Here is a 19,201-nt window from a genome sequence, read left to right on the forward strand (position 1 = left end):
CTTCAGTCGTAGGCGCAGCTGAAGCTGGCCGCCAGGTTCTGGTCGCCGGCGCCGCGGTACTTCGGCCAGGTCGGGTAGCGGCACAGCGGACGCGTCATCTCCACGCGCTTGCCGTCGGCCGCGAGCCGCGCCGCCGTGAGCGAATCGTCGGGCGCCTTGCCCTTCTCGACCCAGTTCTCGAGGATCGCGAGGTTGTCGACGATGCCGGCACCCGGGCCGCCCGGGCCATGGACCACGCCCGGCAGCATGTAGAAGCGCATGAAGGCATCGGTCGTCTCCTGGCCCAGCTTGCCGACCACGCTCTGGTAGTAGTCCGTGGCATAGCCGGGCGGCACCAGGTTGTCGCTCGCACCGGCCCACAGCAGCAGCTTGGCGCCGCGTCCCGCGAAGGCCGACAGGTCGGGATTCGTCGCGTTGACCTTCTCGGAGAGCTCGAGCCAGCGCGCCGGATCGGACCCCGGCGTGTAGCCGAGCACCGTCGTGTTGACGTTCGAGGTCACCTGGTACTTGAGCCACCAGTCGGAGAAGAAGTAGAGCTGGCTCGCCGGCGCCGTCGGGCTGGCGCCGAACTGCGCGATGGTCCAGTTGCCGGCCGCCGCCGCCTCGCCGCCCACGCCCCAGGCCGGCGCCCTGGTGATGCCGTTCGCCACCGGCACGGGCAGCGTGAAGTCCGAGCGCATGAAGTCGACCGACGCGATCTGCGGATCAGACAGGCAGCTGTCGCCGCTGTCCGCGCCGCCCGGGCAGCGCAGCGTGCGCACGTCGAAGCGGCAGGCGCTGACATGGGAGATGACGCCGTCGACCGCGCCATCGAGGCCGTCGCAGGCCGCCATCTGGGCATCGCCGAACAGCTTGATCTTGGCCGGGCTGAGCCAGCCCGCGCCGTTGTTCGAGAACGCCAGCTTGGCCAGCGCGATCCCGCGCTGGATCACGTTGCTGTAGTCGACCACCGGCTCGCCAGCCACGATGCCGTCGTAGCTCTGCGGATAGCGCTGCGCCTGCAGCAGCGCCTCGCGGCCGCCGGTGGACATGCCGTAGAAGTAGGTCCTGGCGGCGGGCTTGCCGTAGATCGACTGGATCGCGGCGCTGGCCGCCTTCAGCACCTGTGGGTGGTAGGCGAAGGCGAAGTTGTCGAAGGCCGAGGGGTTGTTGAGCGTCGAGCTCAGGTCGGGCACCTGCACGCCGCCGTCCGCGCTGACCCACGCGTAGCCGCGCTTGTAGACGTCGCCATTGGCCAGCATCACCAGGTCGGGCCCGACGACCACGCCGTCGTAGCCGCCACCGCCGATCTGCACCAGCCGCTGGTTCCACACCGAGTCCTCGGGCAGGTCGATGCGGAAGTTGATGGTCGAGGTGGGCGAGCTCACGATGGCGCCACGCACCTGGCAGGTCTGCAGCGTGGTGGCGGACGCGGCCATCACTTCGGCCGTGGCGATGCTGCCCGGTCCGACGGCCTTGCCGACCAATCCGCCGCAGCGCTCCTTGAACGCGGCCCGCGAGGTCGGCGGTGCGGAGCCCGGCCCGTTGGCCCCGGCGGCGGCCGCGTTGGCCGCCGCGATCGCGGCCGCCAGCGCGGCCGCGTCTCCACCCCCGCCGCTGCCGCCTCCGCAGCCGGCGGCGAGCGCGGCCAGGGTGCAGGAAAGAGCAAAGGCTATCGATCTGTTGCGAGTCATGTTGTCTCCGGTTTGGGTCGCCAGTTCGATCATTCACCATACACATGTGAATGGTCGGAGCGGATGATAGGGAGGACAAAGCGACACGCAGCCCGGGCTTACCCTGACTTTTCCATACAGTAGTGAATGTTCAAGAGCGCGACGACTGCTGCGTCATCGCCGGCTCAGCGCGCCTCGATCTTCAGCCCGTCGAGCACCCGCCCCCAGCGCTGCCGCTCGTCGGCCACGAAGCGCGCGGTCTCGGCCGGCGTCAACGCACGCGGGAACACGCCGAGTTCCACGAAGCGCGCCGCGAGCCGGGGATCCTGCAGCACCTGGCGGACGTCGCGGTTCACGCGCTCGACCACCTCGGCGCTCGCGTTCTTCCGGCCGAACAGCACGAACCAGCCGCTGAGTTCCGGGCTGCCCGGCAGCGTCTCTGCCAACGTCGGGAGTCCAGGCTCGCCCGGCAGGCGCTCCGAGGCGGTGGTGGCCAGCGCCTTGATGCGCCCGGACTGGCGCATCGCGCCCACGCCCGGAATGCCGTCGACCATCAGTTGCGCATCGCCATTGACGAGGGCATTGAGGGCGCCTCCGGTGCTGCCGAAGGAAACGATGTTGACATCCAGCCCCGCGGCTTTCCGGATGTACTCGGCCGACAGGTGCGGAATCGAGTACTGGCCCGTGGCGGCCACCGTGATCGGCTGCCTGCCCGAACGCGCGAGCGCGAAGGCCTCGGCGAGCGTGTTCGCGCCGAAGTCCTGGCGCGCGAGGATCATCATGGGGCTCAGCGCGACGAGCGCGATCGGCGTCATGTCCGCGTCGACATCGAAGCGCGGGTTCGCCAGCGTGCGCGGCGTCACCGCGATGACCGCCGCCTGCGCGAGCAGGAAGCCGTGCTGGTCGGCCGGCGCCTGCTTGAAGGCCGAGATGCCGATGACGCCGCTGGCGCCCGGCTTGTTCTCCACGATCACGGGCTGCTTCCAGAGCTGGCCGAGCCGCTCGCCGAGCAGGCGTGCGATGACGTCCGGCGCGCTGCCCGCCGCCGTGGGCAGGACCACGCGCACCGGCTTCACGGGCCAGTCGTCGGCGCATGCGCCCGGCGAGAAAAGCAGCGCGGCCGCGGCGGCGGCCAGATGGGCAAGGACTTTCATGCGGCGGGAGTCTAGGCAGCGCGTTCGCACGGCGGCAGATGCCGCGGCGTCGATGAAGATAGGTCGCGGTTATGGCTGCGTGTCGCCGCGGTGGGCCGTGACGTGGTACTCGATGTGCCGGCGCAGCAAGGTCAGCATGTGCTCGGCCGCGGGCGTGAGCGGCATGGCGGCTTTCGCGATCAGCACGATCTCCGCGCCCGGCAGCGTCTCGCCGATCGGGATCTCGACCAGGAAGCTGTCGAAGGGCCGGGCGTCAGCGTACTGGCGCGGAACGATGGCGAGCATGTCGGTGCGGGCCAGCAGCGAGAGCAGGGCCGTCGGGTACTCGCACTGCACCACCGATCGCGGCACCGGCAGGCCCAGCCCCAGGAAGACCTGGTCGTGCTCCGCCGCGGCCAGGCCCATCGCACCGGGCACCAGCCACTGGGCCTCGGTGAGTTCGCCCAGCGATCTCGCATGGCGCAGCGGATGGTCGGCGCGGCACACGACGGCGCGCGTGTTGGTGAACAGGTGTTCGACGCAGAACTCCTCGCTCAGCGACACGGCCGGCCGGGGCCCGATCGAGAAGTCGAGCGCGCCCGCGCGCAGCTCGCTGAACATCACGGCGAAGGTGCCCGAGACCACGCGCACCGCGGCGTCGGGATAGCGCCTGCGGAATTCGGTCAGCGCCTCGGGCAGGGCCGTGAGCGCGGCGGCCGCCGACACGGCCATGTTCACATGGCCGCCCGCGCCGCCGAGGTGCTGGAGTTCGGAGGCGGCGCGCTGCAGTTCGTTGAGCACCGTCTCGGCGCGCGGCAGGAAGGCGCGGCCCGCGAAGCTCAGCACGGCGCCGCGCGCATGCCGTTCGAACAGCGCGCTGCCCAGTTCCTTCTCGAGCTGCTGGATGCTCTTCGAGAGCGAGGGCTGCGTGAGCCCCAGGCGCCGCGCCGCCGCGCGCAGGCTGCCGGTGGAGGCCACGGCCACGAAGTCGCGCAACTGGTGCAGCTTCATCGAGCGTCCCCGGTGCCAAACGCCACGCGCTGGCGATAGCCGCCGGCGATCGAGCGCGAGAAATTGCCGTCTTCTGGCCCCGCGAGGCCATGGCTACCGTGCGGGGGCCGTCGATGCGGCGCACCCGCGAAGACCGGCATCCACCCCCACGAGGACCAGAAGACATGAGACAAGAAAAACGGGCCGTCATGGCCCTCGCGCTCGTCGCGGCACTCGCCGCGGCCACGCCCGCCCGGGCGCAGGGCAGCCTGCAGACCTACGGCCTGCTCGACCTCGGGGTCGAGCACGTGCAGGGCCATGGCGGGCCGGGCGCGATCGGCGTCACGCGCATGCAGTTCGGCACCCTGCCTTCGCGCCTGGGCTTCCGTGGCGCCGAGGACCTGGGTGGCGGCACGCGCGCGATCTTCAACCTCGAGATGGGCTTCAACGCCGACACCGGGGTCATCGCCAACGGCGGGCGCAGTTTCGGCCGCACCTCCACGGTCGGCCTGGCGGGCGACTGGGGCACGGTCACGCTGGGTCGGCAGCTGACCTTCCTGTTCTGGTCGATGACCGAGTCGGACATCATGGGACCCGGTGCCTACAGCTCGAGCTCGCTCGATCCCTACCTCGCGAACATCCGTGCCGACAACGCGATCGCCTACCGCGGCAGCTTCGGCGCGTGGAGCGTCGGCGCGCTCTACAGCCTGGGCCGCGACGTGGTCGCGACCAACAGCCCGGGCGGCACCAACTGCGCGGGCGAACTGCCCGGCGACGCACGGGCCTGCCGCACGCTGTCGGGCATGCTCAAGTACGAGCAGGCGTCGTGGGGTGTCGCGCTCGGCGCCGACCGGATCCAGGGCGGCCCCGGTGCCTTCGGTGGCCTGTCCAATAGCGACCGCAGCGACACGCGGGCCACGCTCAACGGCTACCTGAAGCTGGGCGAGGTCAAGCTCGCCGCGGGCTACCTGCGGCGCGACAACGAAGGCAGCGCGACGCAGCCGCGCAGCGACCTGTGGTGGCTCGGCGGCACCTACCCGAGCGGCCCGTGGCTGTTCGAGGCGCAGCTGTTCAAGCTCGATGACCGCCACACCGCCAACGGGGCGCGGCTGGCCGTGTTCCGCGCCAGCTACTTCCTGTCGAAGCGCTCGCTGGTCTATGCGACCGCGGGCCACATCCGCAACAGCGGCAGCCTGGCGCTGCCGGTCAACGGCTATCCCGGCCTCACGAACACGCCCGGCGGCTCCCAGAGCGGCTTCATGCTGGGCGTGAAGCACACCTTCTGAACCTCCCATCCCGGGGCGCGATGCGCCCTTCACCCTCGAGAAAGCGCCATGCCATCGAAGACCGAACCGCCCCTCCACCAGGCCGCCATCGCCGAACTGATCCAGCGCTGGGCCTTTTGCCGCGACAACGCGCGCTGGGCCGCGCTGAACGACTGCTTCACGCCCGCGGGAGACATCGCCGTGAGCTGGTTCCGCGGCCGCCATGTCGATTTTGTGGAGGCCTCGCACCGATTGCAGGGCCGCAGCTTCAACCGGCACCGCATGCTCGGCATGCTGTGCGAGGTGGAGGGCGAACGCGCCTGGGCCGAGTCGGCCGTGATGATGATCGGCTTCGGCAGCCTGGACGGCACGCCGGTGCGATGGGAATGCCACTTCCGTTTCATCGACCTGCTCGCGCGGGAGGAGGGCGCGTGGAGGCTGGCAAGGCGCACGGCCGTCTACGACATGGACAGCCTCGTCGCGGACGCCGAGGGCGCCACGCTCGCGCTCGATGCGAAGCGGCTGTCGCGCCTGCCGCGGCCGTACCGCTACCTCGGCTACCGCCTGCTGCAGGCCGGACACGAGGTTCCGCTCGACCTGCCGACCGCCGACTCGGAGGCCGAGCGCGAACTGCGCGAACAGGCGCGCGCGTGGCTGCGCCGGCCCTGAACCCGCGCGATGCGGAGAACGCACGCCGCGCTCAATCGAGCTTCACCCGCGCCTCGCGGATCACCTTGCCCCACATCGCGCGGTCGGCATCGATGAAGGCCTTGAACTCCGCGGGCGTGTTGCAGCGCAGCTCGCCGCCGTAGTCGCGCCACTTGCGCGCGAGCTCGCTCGACTGGCAGGCCTTGCGCATCGCCGCGCTGAGCTTCTCGAGCACGGGCTTGGGCGTGCCCGCGGGCGCGAGCAGCCCTTGCCAGGCGATCGGCGCGTAGTCGGGCAGGCCGGCCTCGGCGAAGGTGGGCACGTCGGGGAAGCTCGGCGCGCGCTCCTTGCCGGTGATGGCCAGCAGCTTGAGCTTGCCGGTGTGGATGTTGCCCGCGGCGGCCGGCAGGCCGTCGAACATCAGCTGCACCTGTCCCGCGATCAGGTCGACGTAGGGGCTGCTGCTGTTGTAGGGCACGAGGTTGGTCTTCACGCCCGCGGCGCTGTTGAACCACAGGGCCGACAGGTGCGAATAGCTGCCGATGCCCGCGGTCGCGACCGCCACCGAATCGGGCCGGGCCTTGAGCGCGGCGATCAGTGCGCGCGCGTCGCGTGCCTCCACGCCGGGCGTGGCGATCAGGCCGGTGTTGAGCACGCCGAGCAGGCTCACGGGCGCGAAGTCCTTCTCGGCATCGAAGGGCAGCTTCGAATAGAGATGCGGCACCACCGACAGCGAACTGGTGGTGCCGATGTAGAGCGAGTAGCCGTCGGCCGGCGCCTTCGCGGCGACCTCGGTGCCGATGATGTTCGAGGCCCCGGGGCGGTTCTCCACATAGAAGCTCTGGCCCAGCAGCTTCGTGAGCTCGGCCGCGATCTCGCGCGCGTTCGCGTCGGGGCCGCTGCCGGCGGGGAAGGGGGCAATGATCCGCACGGCCTTGCTCGGGTAGTCGGCCTGGGCCCAGGCCGCGCTCGCCAGCAGGCCCGCGGCGGCGATGCATCCAGGGGCCAGCCAGCGGCGGCCCCGCGTCTTCGAAACGTTCATCGGTTTGTCTCCATTCGATCTTGGGTGCGGTTTGCACCGGTCGCGATGATATGGAAAACGTAGTTATTGTCAAAATACGAGAATAACTATAGTATTTCGACATCGAAACGGAAAAGCTCCGTGCGATTTATCGTTTGGAGACATCGAGATGACGGATTTCGTCCCTTCGGACCTGCAGTTCAGCCACATCGGCCTCTACGTGAGCGACATGCCGCGCATGGCGCGCTTCTACAAGCAGGCGCTGCGCTTCACGCAGACCGACGCGGGCGACCTGGGCCCGGTGCAGCTGGTGTTCCTGAGCCGCGATCCGCGCGAGCACCACCAGCTCGTGCTGGCCACCGGGCGGCCCGCCAACCCGGGCTTCAACGTGGTCAACCAGATCTCGTTCCGCGTGCCCGACCTCGGCGCGCTGCGCCGCTTCCACGACCGGCTGCTGGCCGAGGGCGCGAGCGAGATGCATCCGGTCACGCACGGCAACGCCATCTCCGTCTACTGCCGCGACCCCGAGGGCAACCGGCTCGAACTGTTCATGGACACGCCCTGGTACTGTGACCAGCCGCTGCGCGAGACCATCGACCTGTCGCAGTCCGACGAAGCCATCCTCGCGCAGGCCGAGGCCATCGCGAAGCGCTTCCCCAAGTTCATGAGCCGCGCCCAATGGCAGGCCGAGGTGGCACGCCGCATGCAGGAAGACCAGCGTGGCTGAAGCGATGCGCATGCACGACGTCGCGATCGTCGGACTCGGGCCGACCGGCGCCACGCTCGCCAACCTGCTGGGCGCGGCCGGGCTGTCGGTGCTGGTGCTCGAGAAGGAGGCCGGCATCTTCCCGCTGCCGCGCGCGATCCACTTCGACGGCGAGGTGCTGCGCATCCTGCAGGGCGCGGGCCTGCGCGAGCGGGTGCTGGCCATCGCGCGCCCCGGCGAGCAGGGCATGCATTTCGTCAACGGCGCGGGCGAGACGATGCTGATCCGCGGCGGCAGCGCCGCGCTCGGCCCGCATGGCTGCGCCAACAACTACTACTTCCACCAGCCCGAACTCGAGGCCGTGCTGCGCGAAGGCCTCGCGCGCTTTCCCAACGTGGAGCTGCGGCTGCGGCACGAGCTGACCGGCATCGCGCAGGACGCGGACGGCGCCACGCTGAGCGTGCGCGACCTGCACCGGCAAGAAAACATCACGCTGCGCGCGCGCTATGTCGTCGGCTGCGACGGCGCGCGCTCGCCGGTGCGCCGGCAGATGGGCAGCGCGATGGTCGACCTCGGGCTGCGCCAGCCCTGGCTGGTGTTCGACGTGCTGCTGCGGCAACCGGTCGCGCTGCCCGACCACACGGTGCAGCACTGCGACCCGGCGCGGCCCATGACCTATTGCAACGTGGTCGGCGACCGGCGGCGCTGGGAGATCATGGTGCTGCCCGACGACGACCGCGAAGCGCTGGTGCAACCCGACACGCTGTGGCGGCTGGTCGCGCCCTGGGTCAAGCCCGAGCAGGCGCGGCTCGAGCGCGCCGCCATCTACACCTTCCATTCCGTCATCGCGCAGGGCTGGCGCCAGGGCCGGCTGCTGCTGGCCGGCGATGCCTGCCACCAGACGCCGCCGTTCCTCGGGCAGGGCATGTGCGCGGGCATCCGCGACGCGGCCAACCTCGCCTGGAAGCTCGAGGCCGTGCTCGCGCGCGGCGCGCCCGAGACGCTGCTCGACACCTACGAGTCGGAACGCGCGCCGCACGTGCGTGCATTGATCGAACTCGCGGTACGGCTGGGCAACATCATCCAGACCACCGATCCCGTTCGCGCGGCCGAGCGCGATGCGCGCTTTCGCGCCGGGCGCCCCGAGATCTTCGAGCTGCCGCCGCAGCTGCTGGGCCAGGGCGCCTTCGATGCCGATGCCGGCTCGCCCGCCGGGCGGCCCTTTCCCCAGCCGCGGCTGGCCGACGGCCGCCTGCTCGACGAGCTGCTGGGCCGGCGCAGCGCGGTGATCGGCAGCCCCGAGGCGCTCGCGGCCGCCGCGCCCGCCACGGCCGAACGCTGGCGCCGCGCCGATGCCATCGTCATCGACCGACCCGACGCGCCGCTGCGCCACTGGCTCGAGGCCCACGAGGCGCGGGCGGTGATACTGCGCCCCGACCGATATATCGTCGGCGTCGCGCGCACGGGGCACGATCTGGATCGCATCTCGCAACACCTCCCCGTCGCGCCATGACACTCTGGAGGAATTGGCGTGCCGGAAAAATCCATGTCCAGCCTGGGGCGCATGCTGGGGGTGCTCGACCTGTTCGACGACACCCACCTGACGCGCACGGCGGACGACATCTCCGCGGCGCTCGAGGTCTCGCTGCCCACAGGCTACCGCTACGTGCGGCTGTTGCTCGAGGCCGGGCTGCTGCAGCGCGTGGAGGACTCGCACTACGCGCTCGGGCCGCGGATCATCCTGCTGGACCACTACATCCGCAATGCCGACCCGGTACTGCGCGAAGGCATCCCGGTGATGCGCGAACTGGTGGCCGCCACCGGCTTCGACTGCGTGAGCTCGGGCATCTTCGGCATGCAGGTGCTCGACACCCATCGCGAGATGGGCGGCGCGCCGCCGACGCTGGCCTACGGGCGCGGCCGGCCGCGCCCGCTGTTCCTGGGCGCCGCGCCCAAGGTGCTGCTCTCGACCTTCGCGCCGCCGCAGTTGCGCAAGGTCTTCGATGCCCGCCACGACGAGGTCGTGCACAGCGGGCTGCCGGCCGAGTGGAGCGAATTCCGCCGTCTCTACGCGGGGATCCGCAAGGCCGGCCACTACGTGTCGATCGGCGAACTCGAACCGCAGCTCGCGGCCGTGGCCGCGCCGATCCCGAAGGCCGACGGGGGCGCATGGGCCGCCATCCAGCTGGTCTTCGACACCTCGCGCCTGTCCATCGTCGACCTCGACAAGATGGTTCACCTGATCACCGAGGGCGCTCAGCGCATTGGAGGTCGGCTGGCGTAGTTCTATTCCCATCACTCCTCACGGACAGACCATGAAACTCATCAGCTACCAACTCAACGGCACCGACAGCTACGGCGCGGTGACCGGCGACCGCGCGGACCGCGTCGTCGACCTGCGCCAGATCTTCGGCGAGCGCGCCGCGGACCTGAAGGCGCTGATCGCGGCCGACCTGCTGGGCGAGGCCGCCACGGCCGTCGGCCAGGCGAGCGCCACGCTGGCGCTGAGCGAGCTTCAGTTGCTGCCCGTGATTCCCAACCCCGGCAAGATCGTCTGCGTGGGCCTCAACTACGGCGAGCACGTGCGCGAGACCGGCCGCGAGATCACCGAGCAGCCCACGCTGTTCCTGCGCGTGGCCGAATCGCAGCTCGCGCATGGCGAGGACATCGTGCTGCCGCCCGAGTCGACGCGCCTGGACTACGAGGGCGAGATCGCAGTCGTGATCGGCCGCGGCGGCCGGCGCATCGCCGAAGCCGATGCCTGGGCGCACATCGCGGGCTATGCCTGCTACAACGACGGCAGCATCCGCGACTGGCAGACCGCCACGCCGCAATGGACCGCCGGCAAGAACTTCTGGCGCACCGGCGGCTTCGGCCCCTGGATGGTCACGCGCGACGAGATCGCCGACGGGCGCGTGATGACGCTGGTGACGCGGCTCAACGGCCAGGAGATGCAGCGCACCACCACCGACAAGCTGATCCACAGCATTCCGCGCCAGATCGCGCACATCTCGGCCTTCACGCCGCTGGCCGCGGGCGACGTGATCGTGACCGGCACGCCGGGCGGCGTGGGCGCCAAGCGCAACCCGCCGGTGTGGATGAAGCCCGGCGACATCGTCGAGATCGAGGTCGACGCCATCGGCGTGCTGCGCAACGGCATCCGCGCCGAGTAACCCGCCGGCGGCATTCCCATGAACCGACGATTCGATCGCCGCAGCGCGCTGCTGCTCGCTGCGCTGTGCGCCGCGCTGCCCGCCGCGGCGGCCTCCGACTATCCCTCGCGCCCGATCCAGATGATCGTGCCCTTCGCCGCCGGCGGCGGGCTCGACATCAATGCGCGCAGCCTCGCGCAAGCCATGTCCGAGAACCTCGGCCAGCCCTTCGCGGTGATCAACCGCGACGGCGCGGCCGGCACCATCGGCCTGAACATGGGCGCCGGCGCGCGCGCCGATGGCTACACCGTGGTCTTCACGCCCGCCGTGCCGCTGACCAGCGAGCCGCACCGGCTCAAGGCGCTGAACTACGGGCTCGATTCCTTCCGCTACGTCTGCAAGGTGTTCGACAACATCTTCGCGATCGCGGTGCCGGCCAGGTCGCCGTACCGCAGCGTGCAGGACATCCTGGCCGATGCGAGGAAGGAACCGGGCAAGGTCAGCTACGGCACCTCGGGCACCGGCTCGATCCCGCACCTGGGCACCTCGGACATCGAGGCCGCCACCAAAGTTGCGCTCACGCACGTGCCCTACAAGGGCGACGCGCCGATGCTGCAGGACCTGCTGAGCGAGCGCCTGAGCTTCGGCGCCGTGCTCGCGAGCTCGATCACCGGCCACTTGCAATCGGGCGCGCTGCGCCTGATCGCGGTCTACACCGACAAGCGCCATCCCTCGTTCCCCGACGTGCCCACCCTCAAGGAGTCGGGCGTGCCCGTGGTGCAGGCGAGCTTCGGCGGCGTGCTGGTGCCCGCGAAGACGCCCGACGCGGTGGTCGCGCGCCTCGAGTCCTCGTGCCACGAGGCCGTGGCCTCGCCCAGGTACCAGGCCTGGGCCCGTGGCGCCAACCAGGTGGTCGACTTCCAGCCGGGCAAGGACTTCGAGCGCCAGGTGCGCGAGGACAGCCGCCTCAAGGCCGCGACCCTCGCGCGCCTCGGACTGGCCACGCCATGACTTAGGATTCGGCGATGACCCGTCCCATCCTCCATACCCTGATCTGCAGCACGCGGCCTGGCCGCGTGGGCCCGGCCGTCGCCCAATGGGCGCACGGCATCGCCGAAGCGCACGGCGGCTTCGACGCCCGTCTCGTCGACCTGGCCGCCTTCGGCCTGCCGGTGTTCGACGAGCCCGAGCATCCGCGCCTGCAGCGCTACACGCACGAGCACACGCGCGCCTGGAGCGCGAGCGTCGCCGAGGCCGATGCCTTCCTGTTCGTGCTGCCCGAATACAACTTCGCGCCGCCGGGCGCGCTGGTCAATGCCCTGAACTACCTCGTGCGCGAATGGCAGTACAAGGCCGTCGGCTTCGTGAGCTACGGCGGCATGTCGGGCGGCATCCGCGCGGTGCAGGTCACCAAGCAGCTGCTCGGCACGCTCAAGGTGGTGCCCATGCTCGAGGCGGTCGCGTTCACCAACGTGGGCCAGCAGCTGCAGGCCGAGGGCGGCCTGTCGGCCAACCCCGCCAACGCGGCGGCCGCGAAGGCGATGCTCGACGAACTGCTGCGCTGGACCTCGGCGCTGCAAACGCTGAGGTCGTAGGGCGCCAGCGAGAATGCGCGCATGAATCCCATCGCGCGCGAAGACATCACGGGCCTGGTGCTGGCCGGCGGCCGCGGCAGCCGCATGGGCGGCGTCGACAAGGGCCTGCAGGACCACCGCGGCATGCCGCTGGCGCTGCATGCGCTGCGCCGCCTGCAGCCGCAGGTGGGCACGGCCATGCTCAGCGCCAACCGCAACCTGCCCGACTACGAAGCGATGGGCGTGCCCGTGTGGTCCGATTCCATCGAAGGCTATGCGGGGCCGCTCGCGGGCCTGCTGACCGGGCTCGAGCATGCGCGCACCGATTGGCTGGTCACCGTGCCCTGCGACACGCCGGACTTTCCGTCGGACCTGGTCGACCGGCTGGCCGAGGCCGCGGCCGCGCAGGGCGCCGAAATCGCGATGGCCGCCACGCGCGAAGACGGCGAGCTGCGCGCGCAGCCCGTGTTCTGCCTGCTGCGCACCGGCCTGGCGCCGAGCCTGCTCGCCTTCCTGCAGGCGGGCGAGCGCAAGTTCGGCCAATGGACCGCGCAGCACCGCAGGGTGCAGGTGGCGTTCGACGACGCGGCCGCCTTCTTCAACGCCAACACCAGCGACGAGCTGCGCCAGTTGCAGCGCTGAGCGCCGCGTTCACAGCCGCGCCCGGTAGCTCGCCGGCGTCTCGCCGAAGCTGCGGCGGAACAGCCCGATGAACGCGCTCGCGGTCGAATAGCCGAGGTCGAGCGCGATCGCCGTCACCGGGACGCCGGCCGCGAGCATCTCGAGCGAGCGCATCATGCGCGCGCGCTGCCGCCAGGCCGTGAAGTTGAAGCCGGTCTCGAGCACGAAGCGCCGGCTCAGCGTGCGCGAACTCACTGCCGCCCAGCGCGCCCATTGCTCGAGGTCGCGCTGGTCCGCGGGCTCGGCGATCAGCGCGTGCGCGATGCGCTGCAGCCGCGGGTCGCTCGGCAGCGGCAGGCCGAAGGGCTCCACCGGCAGGCTGCGGATCTCGTCGAGGATGACCGCCGCCACGTGCGCGCGGCTTTCGTCCAGCGGCTTGGGCGCCTCGAGCGGCCAGCTGCAGGCGCGCAGCACCGCCTCGCGCAGCAGGCCCGAGGTGCGGATCGTGCAGGGCCGTGGCGGCAGGGTGGCGCAGGCCGGCTCCGCCACGTAGACGCTCCAGCCATGGAAGGGCCCGTGCGAACGCCCCGAATGCTCCTGGTGCGGCGGTAGCCAGACCGCGTGGATGGCCGGCACGATCCAGACGCCGTCCTCGACGCCGACCGACAGCAGCCCGCGCAGCGAGCCGAACAGCTGGCCGCGCGCATGGCGGTGCGGGCCCGAGGCCAACTCCTCGCCCTGGCTGCCCTCGGCCGCGATGAGGACCGGGCCGTCCGGTCGGTCGACCAGGCCGGCCAGGCGAAGAATGGGATCGGTCATGGCGGATGAGAGCTATCGATTGGCCGATCCAGTCTACAGCCGCCAAGGCCTTTGTCCGTACGCTGGGCGCCATGAACCCAAGACCTCGCCCTTCCTTCGACGACCCGGCCCCGGAACCCGACCTCGACGCGCTGTACGCCGCGCCCTCCGAGATGACCCAGAAGGCGGTGCTCGATCGCCTGGTCGACTTCCATGAGGCCTATCTCGCGCGGGCCACCTTCTTCTGCCTCGCCACCGGCAGCGCGCAGGGGCTCGATGCCTCGCCACGCGGCGGCCCGCCGGGCTTCGTCCATGTGCTGGATGCGCACACGGTCGCCTTCGCCGACTGGCCCGGCAACAACCGCATCGAGTCGATGCGCAACCTGCGGCGCGACGAGCGGCTCGCGATGGTGTTCCTGTTCCCGGGCCTCGAACTCTTCCTGCGCATCAACGGCCGCGGCCGGGTCTCGACCGATGCCGAGCTGCTGAACGAACTGCGCGAGGGCGAGCGCGTTCCCAAGACCGCGACCGTGGTGCGGATCGACGAGGTGCTGCTGCATTGCGGCAAGGCCATCAACCGCGCCCGGCTGTGGCAGGACAGCGCCCGCCTCGCGCGCGATGCGCTGCCGACCGTGGGCCAGATGCTGGCCGCGCTGGGCCGGCGCGCCGATGCCTCGGCCGAGCTCGGCACGGACCAGATCGCGCAGATCGACGCGCATTACGACCACGCGGTCAAACACGAGCTGTACTGAGGAATCGAGCGCCCCACGAAGGCTTCCCATTTTTCTGGAGAGAACGCGATGCTGTTCGACACGACGAGATTTCCGCTGGTGTTCCTGAAGGAAGACCCGCAGGCCCATTCGCAGGACACCGACACCGAGGCGCAACTGGCCACGCTGCTCGAGCGCGGCGAGCGCTTCGTGCTGCTGACCGACCACCTGCCCGGCGACCACCCCGAGGAAAGCCACGAGGACCGCAAGCGCCGCGCGCTGTTCTTCAAGCGCCACAAGGAGCGCATGCGCGCGTTCTGCGCGGGCCTGGTGTTCGTCACCGGCGAGCGCACGATTCCCGCGGCGGTGCGGCTGGCGGCGCAGGGCGCGGGCAAGGTGCTGGGGCTGTCCTTCGACTTCGTGCGCAGCGAGAGCGAAGGGGTGGCGGCGGCCGAGCGATTCCTGGCGCGCGGCTAGTTCAGGCCGTTGCGTCGAAGGCCTCGCTGTACGCGACGCTGCCCGTTGGCACCGCTCCTGCCAGCGCGAGCGCCATGAAGTACTCGGGCGGCACGCCCGGCAGCGTCAGGCCGGGCTCGGCTCGGAAGCCGAAGCGCGCGTAGTAGGCCGGATCGCCCAGCAGCACGCAGCCACCGGCGCGCCGCAGGCGCAGCGCGTCCAGGGCCTGCGCCATCAGCTGCGAACCGATGCCCCGGCCCTGGCAGCCGGGCCGTACCGAGAGGGGACCCAGGCCGTACCAATCGCCCGCCCGACCATCGATGCGAATGGGAGACACGGCCACATGGCCGACGATCCCTTCGTCCTCGATGGCGACCAGCGACACCGCGAGCTGGCCCCGCGCGCGCAGCGCCCGCACGATGAACTGCTCGGTGTGGCTGGTGTGCGCGGCGTGTTCGAAGGCCGCGATGGTGACGGCCTCGATGGCCGGGGCGTCGGCGGGCGTTTCCTGGCGGATGCGGATGCTCATGCTGTCGGACCCTCGGGCTGGCCATGCACCGCATCGAACGCGCGGCGCCGTTCTCTGAAGCCCTCGGCGTTCTCGATCACCCAGGTCCACAGCGGAATCATCTGGTAGAGCAGGCCGCGGCCCAGGCTCGTGAGCTCGTACTCGACGCGCGGCGGCACCTCCCGGTGGTCGAAGCGCAGCACGAGGCCGTCGCGCTCCAGCGCCCGCAGCGTGCGCGTCAGCATGCGCTGCGTCACGCCCGCAAGCCGGCGCCCCAGTTCGGCATGGCGCAGACGGCCCGACACGCCCAGCGCATGCACCACGCCCAGCGACCAGCGGCTGCCGGCATGCGCGAGCACTTCGCGCTTGAGTCCGTCGTCGTCGTCGCTGAGCGCATCGCAAGCGGCTTGCGATTGCCGGATCAGCGCTTCGATTTTTTCCTGCGGTATCACGCGTGTGCCTTCTTTCATTGGGGGGTGCCGGGTCCAACTGCCGATTTTGATCGGAGATGCATCCATGCCGCAGACAAGACAAGACGCCCTCGAGATCCTGGTGGTGGGCGCCGGGGAATTGGGATCGCGCGTGATTCGCGCGCTGGCCGCGAGGGCCGGTGGTGAAGACACGCGAATCTCGGTGCTGCTGCGGCCCGACACGGCGTCGTCGCCATCGCCCGTGCGGCGCGCGCTGCTCGAAGAACTGGCGGCGTTGAAGGTGGCCGTCATCCATGCCGACATCGCCGCGTCCGATGCGCACGGGCTGGCCCGGATCTTTCGCGCGTTCCATACGGTGGTCAATTGCACGGGCTTCGTCGGCGGTCCGGGCACGCAGCGCAAGCTCACGGCCGCGGCGCTCGAGGCCGGCGTCGCGCGCTATGTGCCATGGCAGTTCGGCATCGACTACGACACCATCGAGGCCGGCAGCGCGGGCGGCCTGTTCGACGAGCAGATCGCGGTGCGCGCGATGCTGCGCTCGCAGCAGGCGACGCGCTGGCTCATCGTGTCGACCGGGATGTTCACGAGCTTCCTGTTCGAACCGGCCTTCGGCGTGGTGGACCTCAAAGGCCTGCGCGTCAACGCGCTGGGCAGCTGGGACACGCGCGTGACGGTGACCACGCCCGAGGACATCGGCCGGCTCACGGCGGACATCCTCTTCACCCAACCGGTCGACCACAGCGGCATCTTCTTCACCGCGGGCGAGACCTTGAGCTATGGCCGGCTGGCCGATCTTGTCGAGCAGCGCTTCCAGCGCCGGGTCGAACGCATCGAGTGGAGCGTGCCGATGCTCGAGGACGAGCTCGCGAAGCAGCCGCAGGACACGATGCGCAAGTACCGGCTGGCGTTCGCGCGCGAGCCCGGCGTGGCCTGGGATGTCGGTCTCACCTACAACGCGCAGCGGGGCCTCGCGACCGAGGATGTCGCGCACTTCCTGCGCAGCCATCCGGGTGTCGCGGCGATGTAGTAACAAATCAGTCATCGTCGGGCGCCAAGATCGCGGGCTCCCAACAGTGCCTGCGCCGTGTCGGTCCACCCCCTTTTCCCATCGTCCCGCCCGCGGCCACGCCCTGGGTGCGGCACGGCCGCCGTCGAGACCCGCTGCGGATGCGCCTTCACGCGCGCCTCCTGAGCAGGCTCCGGGCCGCGACCTGCATGGTGTGCACGCTGGCGACTCCCGCCTGGGCCGCGGACAACGCGACGCAGCCGCCGGTTCCCGAGGCGGCCGCGGCGCTGCTCGACTTCGACATTCCCGCCCTGCCGCTGGACGATGCGCTGGGCCGCTATGCCGCGCAGTCGCGGCGCTCGACGCTGTTTCGCAGCGCGACCGTGCAGGGCCGCATCTCCTCGGCCGTGCAGGGCCGCCATTCGCCCGAATCGGCGCTGCGCCTGCTGCTCGAGGGCACGGGCCTGGTCGCCGAACGGCCCGACGAGGGACCGGCCGAGGCCTTCGTGCTCAAGGAGGCGACGGCACCGGCGCCGCCGCCGGTCCTCGGCAACGCGCCTGCCGCCGACGAGGACGACGACGGCTACGACGCGCGGCTCCAGGCCCGCGTCTGGGCCGCGCTGTGCGCCAATCCGCGCACCGCGCCGGGCAGCTACCGTTCGCTGCTGCGCTTCGAGGTGGACGCGGCGGGCAGCATCCTGCGCCCGCGCCTCCTGGGCTCGAGCGGCGATGGCGCGCGCGATGCGGCGCTGCTGCAGACGCTGCGCGGCGTGCGCATGGACCAGCCGCCGCCCGCGGCCATGCCGCAGCCGCTGACCCTGATCGTGCTGCCGCGCACCCGGCGCGACGCGCCTTACTGCAACGCGGCGCGCTGACATGTCCGAAGGCGCGCAACCCGCATTGCTCGACTACCTGGTCGAGCGCTATGCCAGCCTCAAGCTGCGGCTCACGCGCGTGCTGCGCAACGGCGACCTGGCCGGCGACGCGCTGCAGGACACCTGGCTGCGCGTGCAGAGCCAGCCCGCCGACGACGCGATCCAGAGCCCGACCGCCTACCTGATGCACATGGCGGTCAACATCGCCATCGACATCCGGCGCAAGCAGGGGCGCACCCTGTCGAGCGACGACGTCGAGGACCTGCTGGAGCTGGCCGACCCCGCGCCGGACCCGGCGCGCAGCGCCGAGGCGCGTTCCGAGCTCGATGCGCTGGTGAAGGTGATGCGCGGCCTGCCGCAGCGCCGGCGCGAGATATTGATCCTGGTGCGCTGGGAAGGCATGGCGCAGAAGGACGTGGCGCGCCTGCTGGGCGTGTCGGTGCGCACGGTCGAGCACGAACTCAAGCGCGCCCACGACTACTGCGAAGCGCGCATGAACCATGACAAGAGATAGTTGGGGGATTTGGCCGGTGCCGAACGTCATAGCAGGTGAAGACAAGGATTCCCGCGAGGCATCGCCGGCCCTGAAGCCATGAAGACATCGCCCCACGACGGCATCGCGCCACCCGAGGAACTGCAGCGCCAGGCCGCGGCCTGGCTGCGCCAGCTCACTTCGGGGCGCGCGAGCGACACCGACGCCGAGGCCTTCCTGCAATGGAAGCGCGCCAGCCCCGCGCACCAGGCGGCCTTCGAGGAGGCGCGGCGCCGCTGGCAGCTGCTCAAGCCCGCGCTCGGCGAGCTGCTGCGCGAGGATCCGCAGACCCTGGCCCATCACCGACAGGCGCTGCGCGGCGCGATGCCCAAACCGGCCCTGGGCCGCCGTGCCTTCGTCGGCGCGGCCGTGGGCGCGCTGGCGGTGGCCGGCATCGCGGTGGTGCGGCCGCCGCTCGGCCTGTGGCCCGCAGCCAGCACCTGGACCGCCGACTTCCACACCGGCACCGGCGAGCAGCAGGCCATCGCGCTGGCCGAGCGCATCGACGTGCTGCTGAACACCCAGACCAGCGTGCGACGCGTCGAGGCCGGTGGCCGCGTCGTCGGCATGGAGCTGCTGGCGGGCGAGGCCGCCATCGACCTGCGCGCGGGCAGCCCCGCCTTCCAGGTCGCGGCCGGCCCAGGCCGCAGCATGGCCGAGTCGGGCCGCTTCGAGGTGCGCTACCTCGCGGGCCGGGTCTGCGTGAGCTGCCTCGAGGGCACGGTGCGCGTCGCGCATCCGGCCGGCGAACGCCTGCTGCAGGCGCGGCAGCAGACCCTCTACGACACGGCGTCGATCGGCGGCGTGGTCGGCATCGAACCCGCGGCCGTCTCGGCCTGGCGCAGCGGCGAGCTGGTGTTCAGCCAGGTGCCGCTCGCGCAGGTCATCGACGAGATCAACCGCTACCGGCCCGGCCGCGTGCTGCTGATGAACGAGGCCGCCGGCAGCGATCCCGTCAGCGGACGCTTCTTCGTCGCCTCGCTCGAATCCGCGCTCTCGCAGCTCCAGCACTCGTTCCAGCTCAAGGCCCGGCGGCTGCCCGCCGGCGTGCTCGTGCTGAGCTGAGCGCCTTCGTTTTTTCCACCCCCGGATGTGACCGCGCGATGACGCGCGCGGCTTCACG

General features: G+C 70.8%; 22 protein-coding genes. 15 read left to right on the forward strand and 7 right to left on the reverse strand.

Annotated elements, in window-relative coordinates:
* Positions 1-2: 2 nt before the first annotated feature.
* The 3 genes from AC07RV_RS02435 to AC07RV_RS02445 form a co-directional block, all read right to left on the reverse strand.
* Complete coding sequence (locus AC07RV_RS02435; protein WP_296775772.1) at positions 3-1,673, reverse strand: tannase/feruloyl esterase family alpha/beta hydrolase; 1,671 nt, start codon at positions 1,671-1,673, stop codon at positions 3-5.
* A gap of 164 nt (positions 1,674-1,837) precedes the next feature.
* Complete coding sequence (locus AC07RV_RS02440; protein ID WP_296775775.1) at positions 1,838-2,806, reverse strand: Bug family tripartite tricarboxylate transporter substrate binding protein; 969 nt, start codon at positions 2,804-2,806, stop codon at positions 1,838-1,840.
* Positions 2,807-2,875: 69 nt separating this feature from the next.
* Complete coding sequence (locus AC07RV_RS02445; protein ID WP_296775778.1) at positions 2,876-3,796, reverse strand: LysR substrate-binding domain-containing protein; 921 nt, start codon at positions 3,794-3,796, stop codon at positions 2,876-2,878.
* Between the two features lie 164 nt (positions 3,797-3,960).
* On the opposite strand from AC07RV_RS02445, the gene AC07RV_RS02450 reads away from it, so the two are divergent.
* Positions 3,961-5,061: a porin gene (locus AC07RV_RS02450; RefSeq protein WP_296775779.1), complete on the forward strand. Its 1,101-nt coding sequence runs from the start codon at positions 3,961-3,963 to the stop codon at positions 5,059-5,061.
* A gap of 48 nt (positions 5,062-5,109) precedes the next feature.
* The gene (locus tag AC07RV_RS02455; RefSeq protein ID WP_296775782.1) at positions 5,110-5,709 is read left to right on the forward strand and encodes a nuclear transport factor 2 family protein; all 600 of its coding nucleotides are present in this window, start codon (positions 5,110-5,112) and stop codon (positions 5,707-5,709) included.
* 31 nt (positions 5,710-5,740) lie between these two features.
* Here AC07RV_RS02455 and AC07RV_RS02460 read toward each other — a convergent pair whose 3' ends face one another.
* Positions 5,741-6,730 (reverse strand): Bug family tripartite tricarboxylate transporter substrate binding protein, encoded by a 990-nt coding sequence (locus AC07RV_RS02460; RefSeq protein WP_296775786.1) that lies wholly within the window; start codon positions 6,728-6,730, stop codon positions 5,741-5,743.
* A gap of 148 nt (positions 6,731-6,878) precedes the next feature.
* On the opposite strand from AC07RV_RS02460, the gene AC07RV_RS02465 reads away from it, so the two are divergent.
* From AC07RV_RS02465 to mobA, 7 genes are read left to right on the forward strand one after another with little or no spacing between them, the layout of a single operon-like run.
* Positions 6,879-7,436 (forward strand): VOC family protein, encoded by a 558-nt coding sequence (locus AC07RV_RS02465; RefSeq protein WP_296775789.1) that lies wholly within the window; start codon positions 6,879-6,881, stop codon positions 7,434-7,436.
* The gene (mhpA, locus tag AC07RV_RS02470; RefSeq protein ID WP_296775792.1) at positions 7,429-8,928 is read left to right on the forward strand and encodes a bifunctional 3-(3-hydroxy-phenyl)propionate/3-hydroxycinnamic acid hydroxylase MhpA; all 1,500 of its coding nucleotides are present in this window, start codon (positions 7,429-7,431) and stop codon (positions 8,926-8,928) included. Before AC07RV_RS02465 ends, mhpA begins: the two co-directional genes overlap by 8 nt.
* 33 nt (positions 8,929-8,961) lie before the next feature.
* Positions 8,962-9,699, forward strand: coding sequence for an IclR family transcriptional regulator (locus tag AC07RV_RS02475; protein WP_296775795.1), 738 nt, complete (start codon positions 8,962-8,964; stop codon positions 9,697-9,699).
* A gap of 31 nt (positions 9,700-9,730) precedes the next feature.
* Positions 9,731-10,588, forward strand: a complete 858-nt coding sequence (locus AC07RV_RS02480; RefSeq protein ID WP_296775798.1) for a fumarylacetoacetate hydrolase family protein — start codon at positions 9,731-9,733, stop codon at positions 10,586-10,588.
* 18 nt (positions 10,589-10,606) lie between these two features.
* Positions 10,607-11,578: a tripartite tricarboxylate transporter substrate binding protein gene (locus AC07RV_RS02485; RefSeq protein WP_296775802.1), complete on the forward strand. Its 972-nt coding sequence runs from the start codon at positions 10,607-10,609 to the stop codon at positions 11,576-11,578.
* A gap of 14 nt (positions 11,579-11,592) precedes the next feature.
* Entirely contained in the window at positions 11,593-12,162 is a 570-nt protein-coding gene (locus AC07RV_RS02490; protein WP_296775804.1) for an NADPH-dependent FMN reductase, read from the forward strand.
* A gap of 21 nt (positions 12,163-12,183) precedes the next feature.
* Positions 12,184-12,783: a molybdenum cofactor guanylyltransferase MobA gene (gene mobA, locus AC07RV_RS02495; protein WP_296775806.1), complete on the forward strand. Its 600-nt coding sequence runs from the start codon at positions 12,184-12,186 to the stop codon at positions 12,781-12,783.
* A 9-nt stretch (positions 12,784-12,792) separates the two neighbouring features.
* Here the strand turns inward: mobA and AC07RV_RS02500 are convergent, their stop codons facing one another.
* Entirely contained in the window at positions 12,793-13,581 is a 789-nt protein-coding gene (locus AC07RV_RS02500; protein WP_296775809.1) for an AraC family transcriptional regulator, read from the reverse strand.
* A gap of 71 nt (positions 13,582-13,652) precedes the next feature.
* Here AC07RV_RS02500 and AC07RV_RS02505 point away from each other — a divergent pair, with 71 nt between their 5' ends.
* Both AC07RV_RS02505 and AC07RV_RS02510 read left to right on the forward strand, forming a co-directional pair.
* Positions 13,653-14,312 carry a pyridoxamine 5'-phosphate oxidase family protein gene (locus tag AC07RV_RS02505; protein ID WP_296775811.1) on the forward strand — a complete coding sequence of 220 codons (660 nt, stop codon included), beginning with the start codon at positions 13,653-13,655 and terminating at the stop codon, positions 14,310-14,312.
* A gap of 48 nt (positions 14,313-14,360) precedes the next feature.
* Positions 14,361-14,747: a hypothetical protein gene (locus tag AC07RV_RS02510; protein ID WP_296775814.1), complete on the forward strand. Its 387-nt coding sequence runs from the start codon at positions 14,361-14,363 to the stop codon at positions 14,745-14,747.
* Position 14,748: 1 nt separating this feature from the next.
* On the opposite strand, the gene AC07RV_RS02515 is transcribed toward AC07RV_RS02510, so the two are convergent.
* Entirely contained in the window at positions 14,749-15,255 is a 507-nt protein-coding gene (locus AC07RV_RS02515; protein ID WP_296775816.1) for a GNAT family N-acetyltransferase, read from the reverse strand.
* Complete coding sequence (locus AC07RV_RS02520) at positions 15,252-15,704, reverse strand: winged helix-turn-helix transcriptional regulator (protein WP_296775819.1); 453 nt, start codon at positions 15,702-15,704, stop codon at positions 15,252-15,254. The genes AC07RV_RS02515 and AC07RV_RS02520 overlap by 4 nt, the downstream gene beginning before the upstream one ends.
* Before the next feature lie 46 nt (positions 15,705-15,750).
* Between AC07RV_RS02520 and AC07RV_RS02525 the strand changes: the two genes are divergently transcribed.
* From AC07RV_RS02525 to AC07RV_RS02540, 4 genes are all read left to right on the forward strand, one after another.
* Entirely contained in the window at positions 15,751-16,692 is a 942-nt protein-coding gene (locus tag AC07RV_RS02525; protein WP_296775822.1) for an aromatic alcohol reductase, read from the forward strand.
* A 188-nt stretch (positions 16,693-16,880) separates the two neighbouring features.
* Positions 16,881-17,546, forward strand: a complete 666-nt coding sequence (locus AC07RV_RS02530; protein WP_296775824.1) for a TonB C-terminal domain-containing protein — start codon at positions 16,881-16,883, stop codon at positions 17,544-17,546.
* 1 nt (position 17,547) lies between these two features.
* Positions 17,548-18,060, forward strand: a complete 513-nt coding sequence (locus AC07RV_RS02535) for an RNA polymerase sigma factor (protein WP_093349994.1) — start codon at positions 17,548-17,550, stop codon at positions 18,058-18,060.
* A gap of 78 nt (positions 18,061-18,138) precedes the next feature.
* A complete protein-coding gene (locus AC07RV_RS02540; protein ID WP_296775828.1) occupies positions 18,139-19,143 on the forward strand; it encodes a FecR family protein in 1,005 nt (334 codons plus the stop codon).
* Positions 19,144-19,201 lie beyond the last annotated feature (58 nt).

It is taken from the genome of Variovorax sp. GW821-FHT09B01, assembly GCF_059418345.1.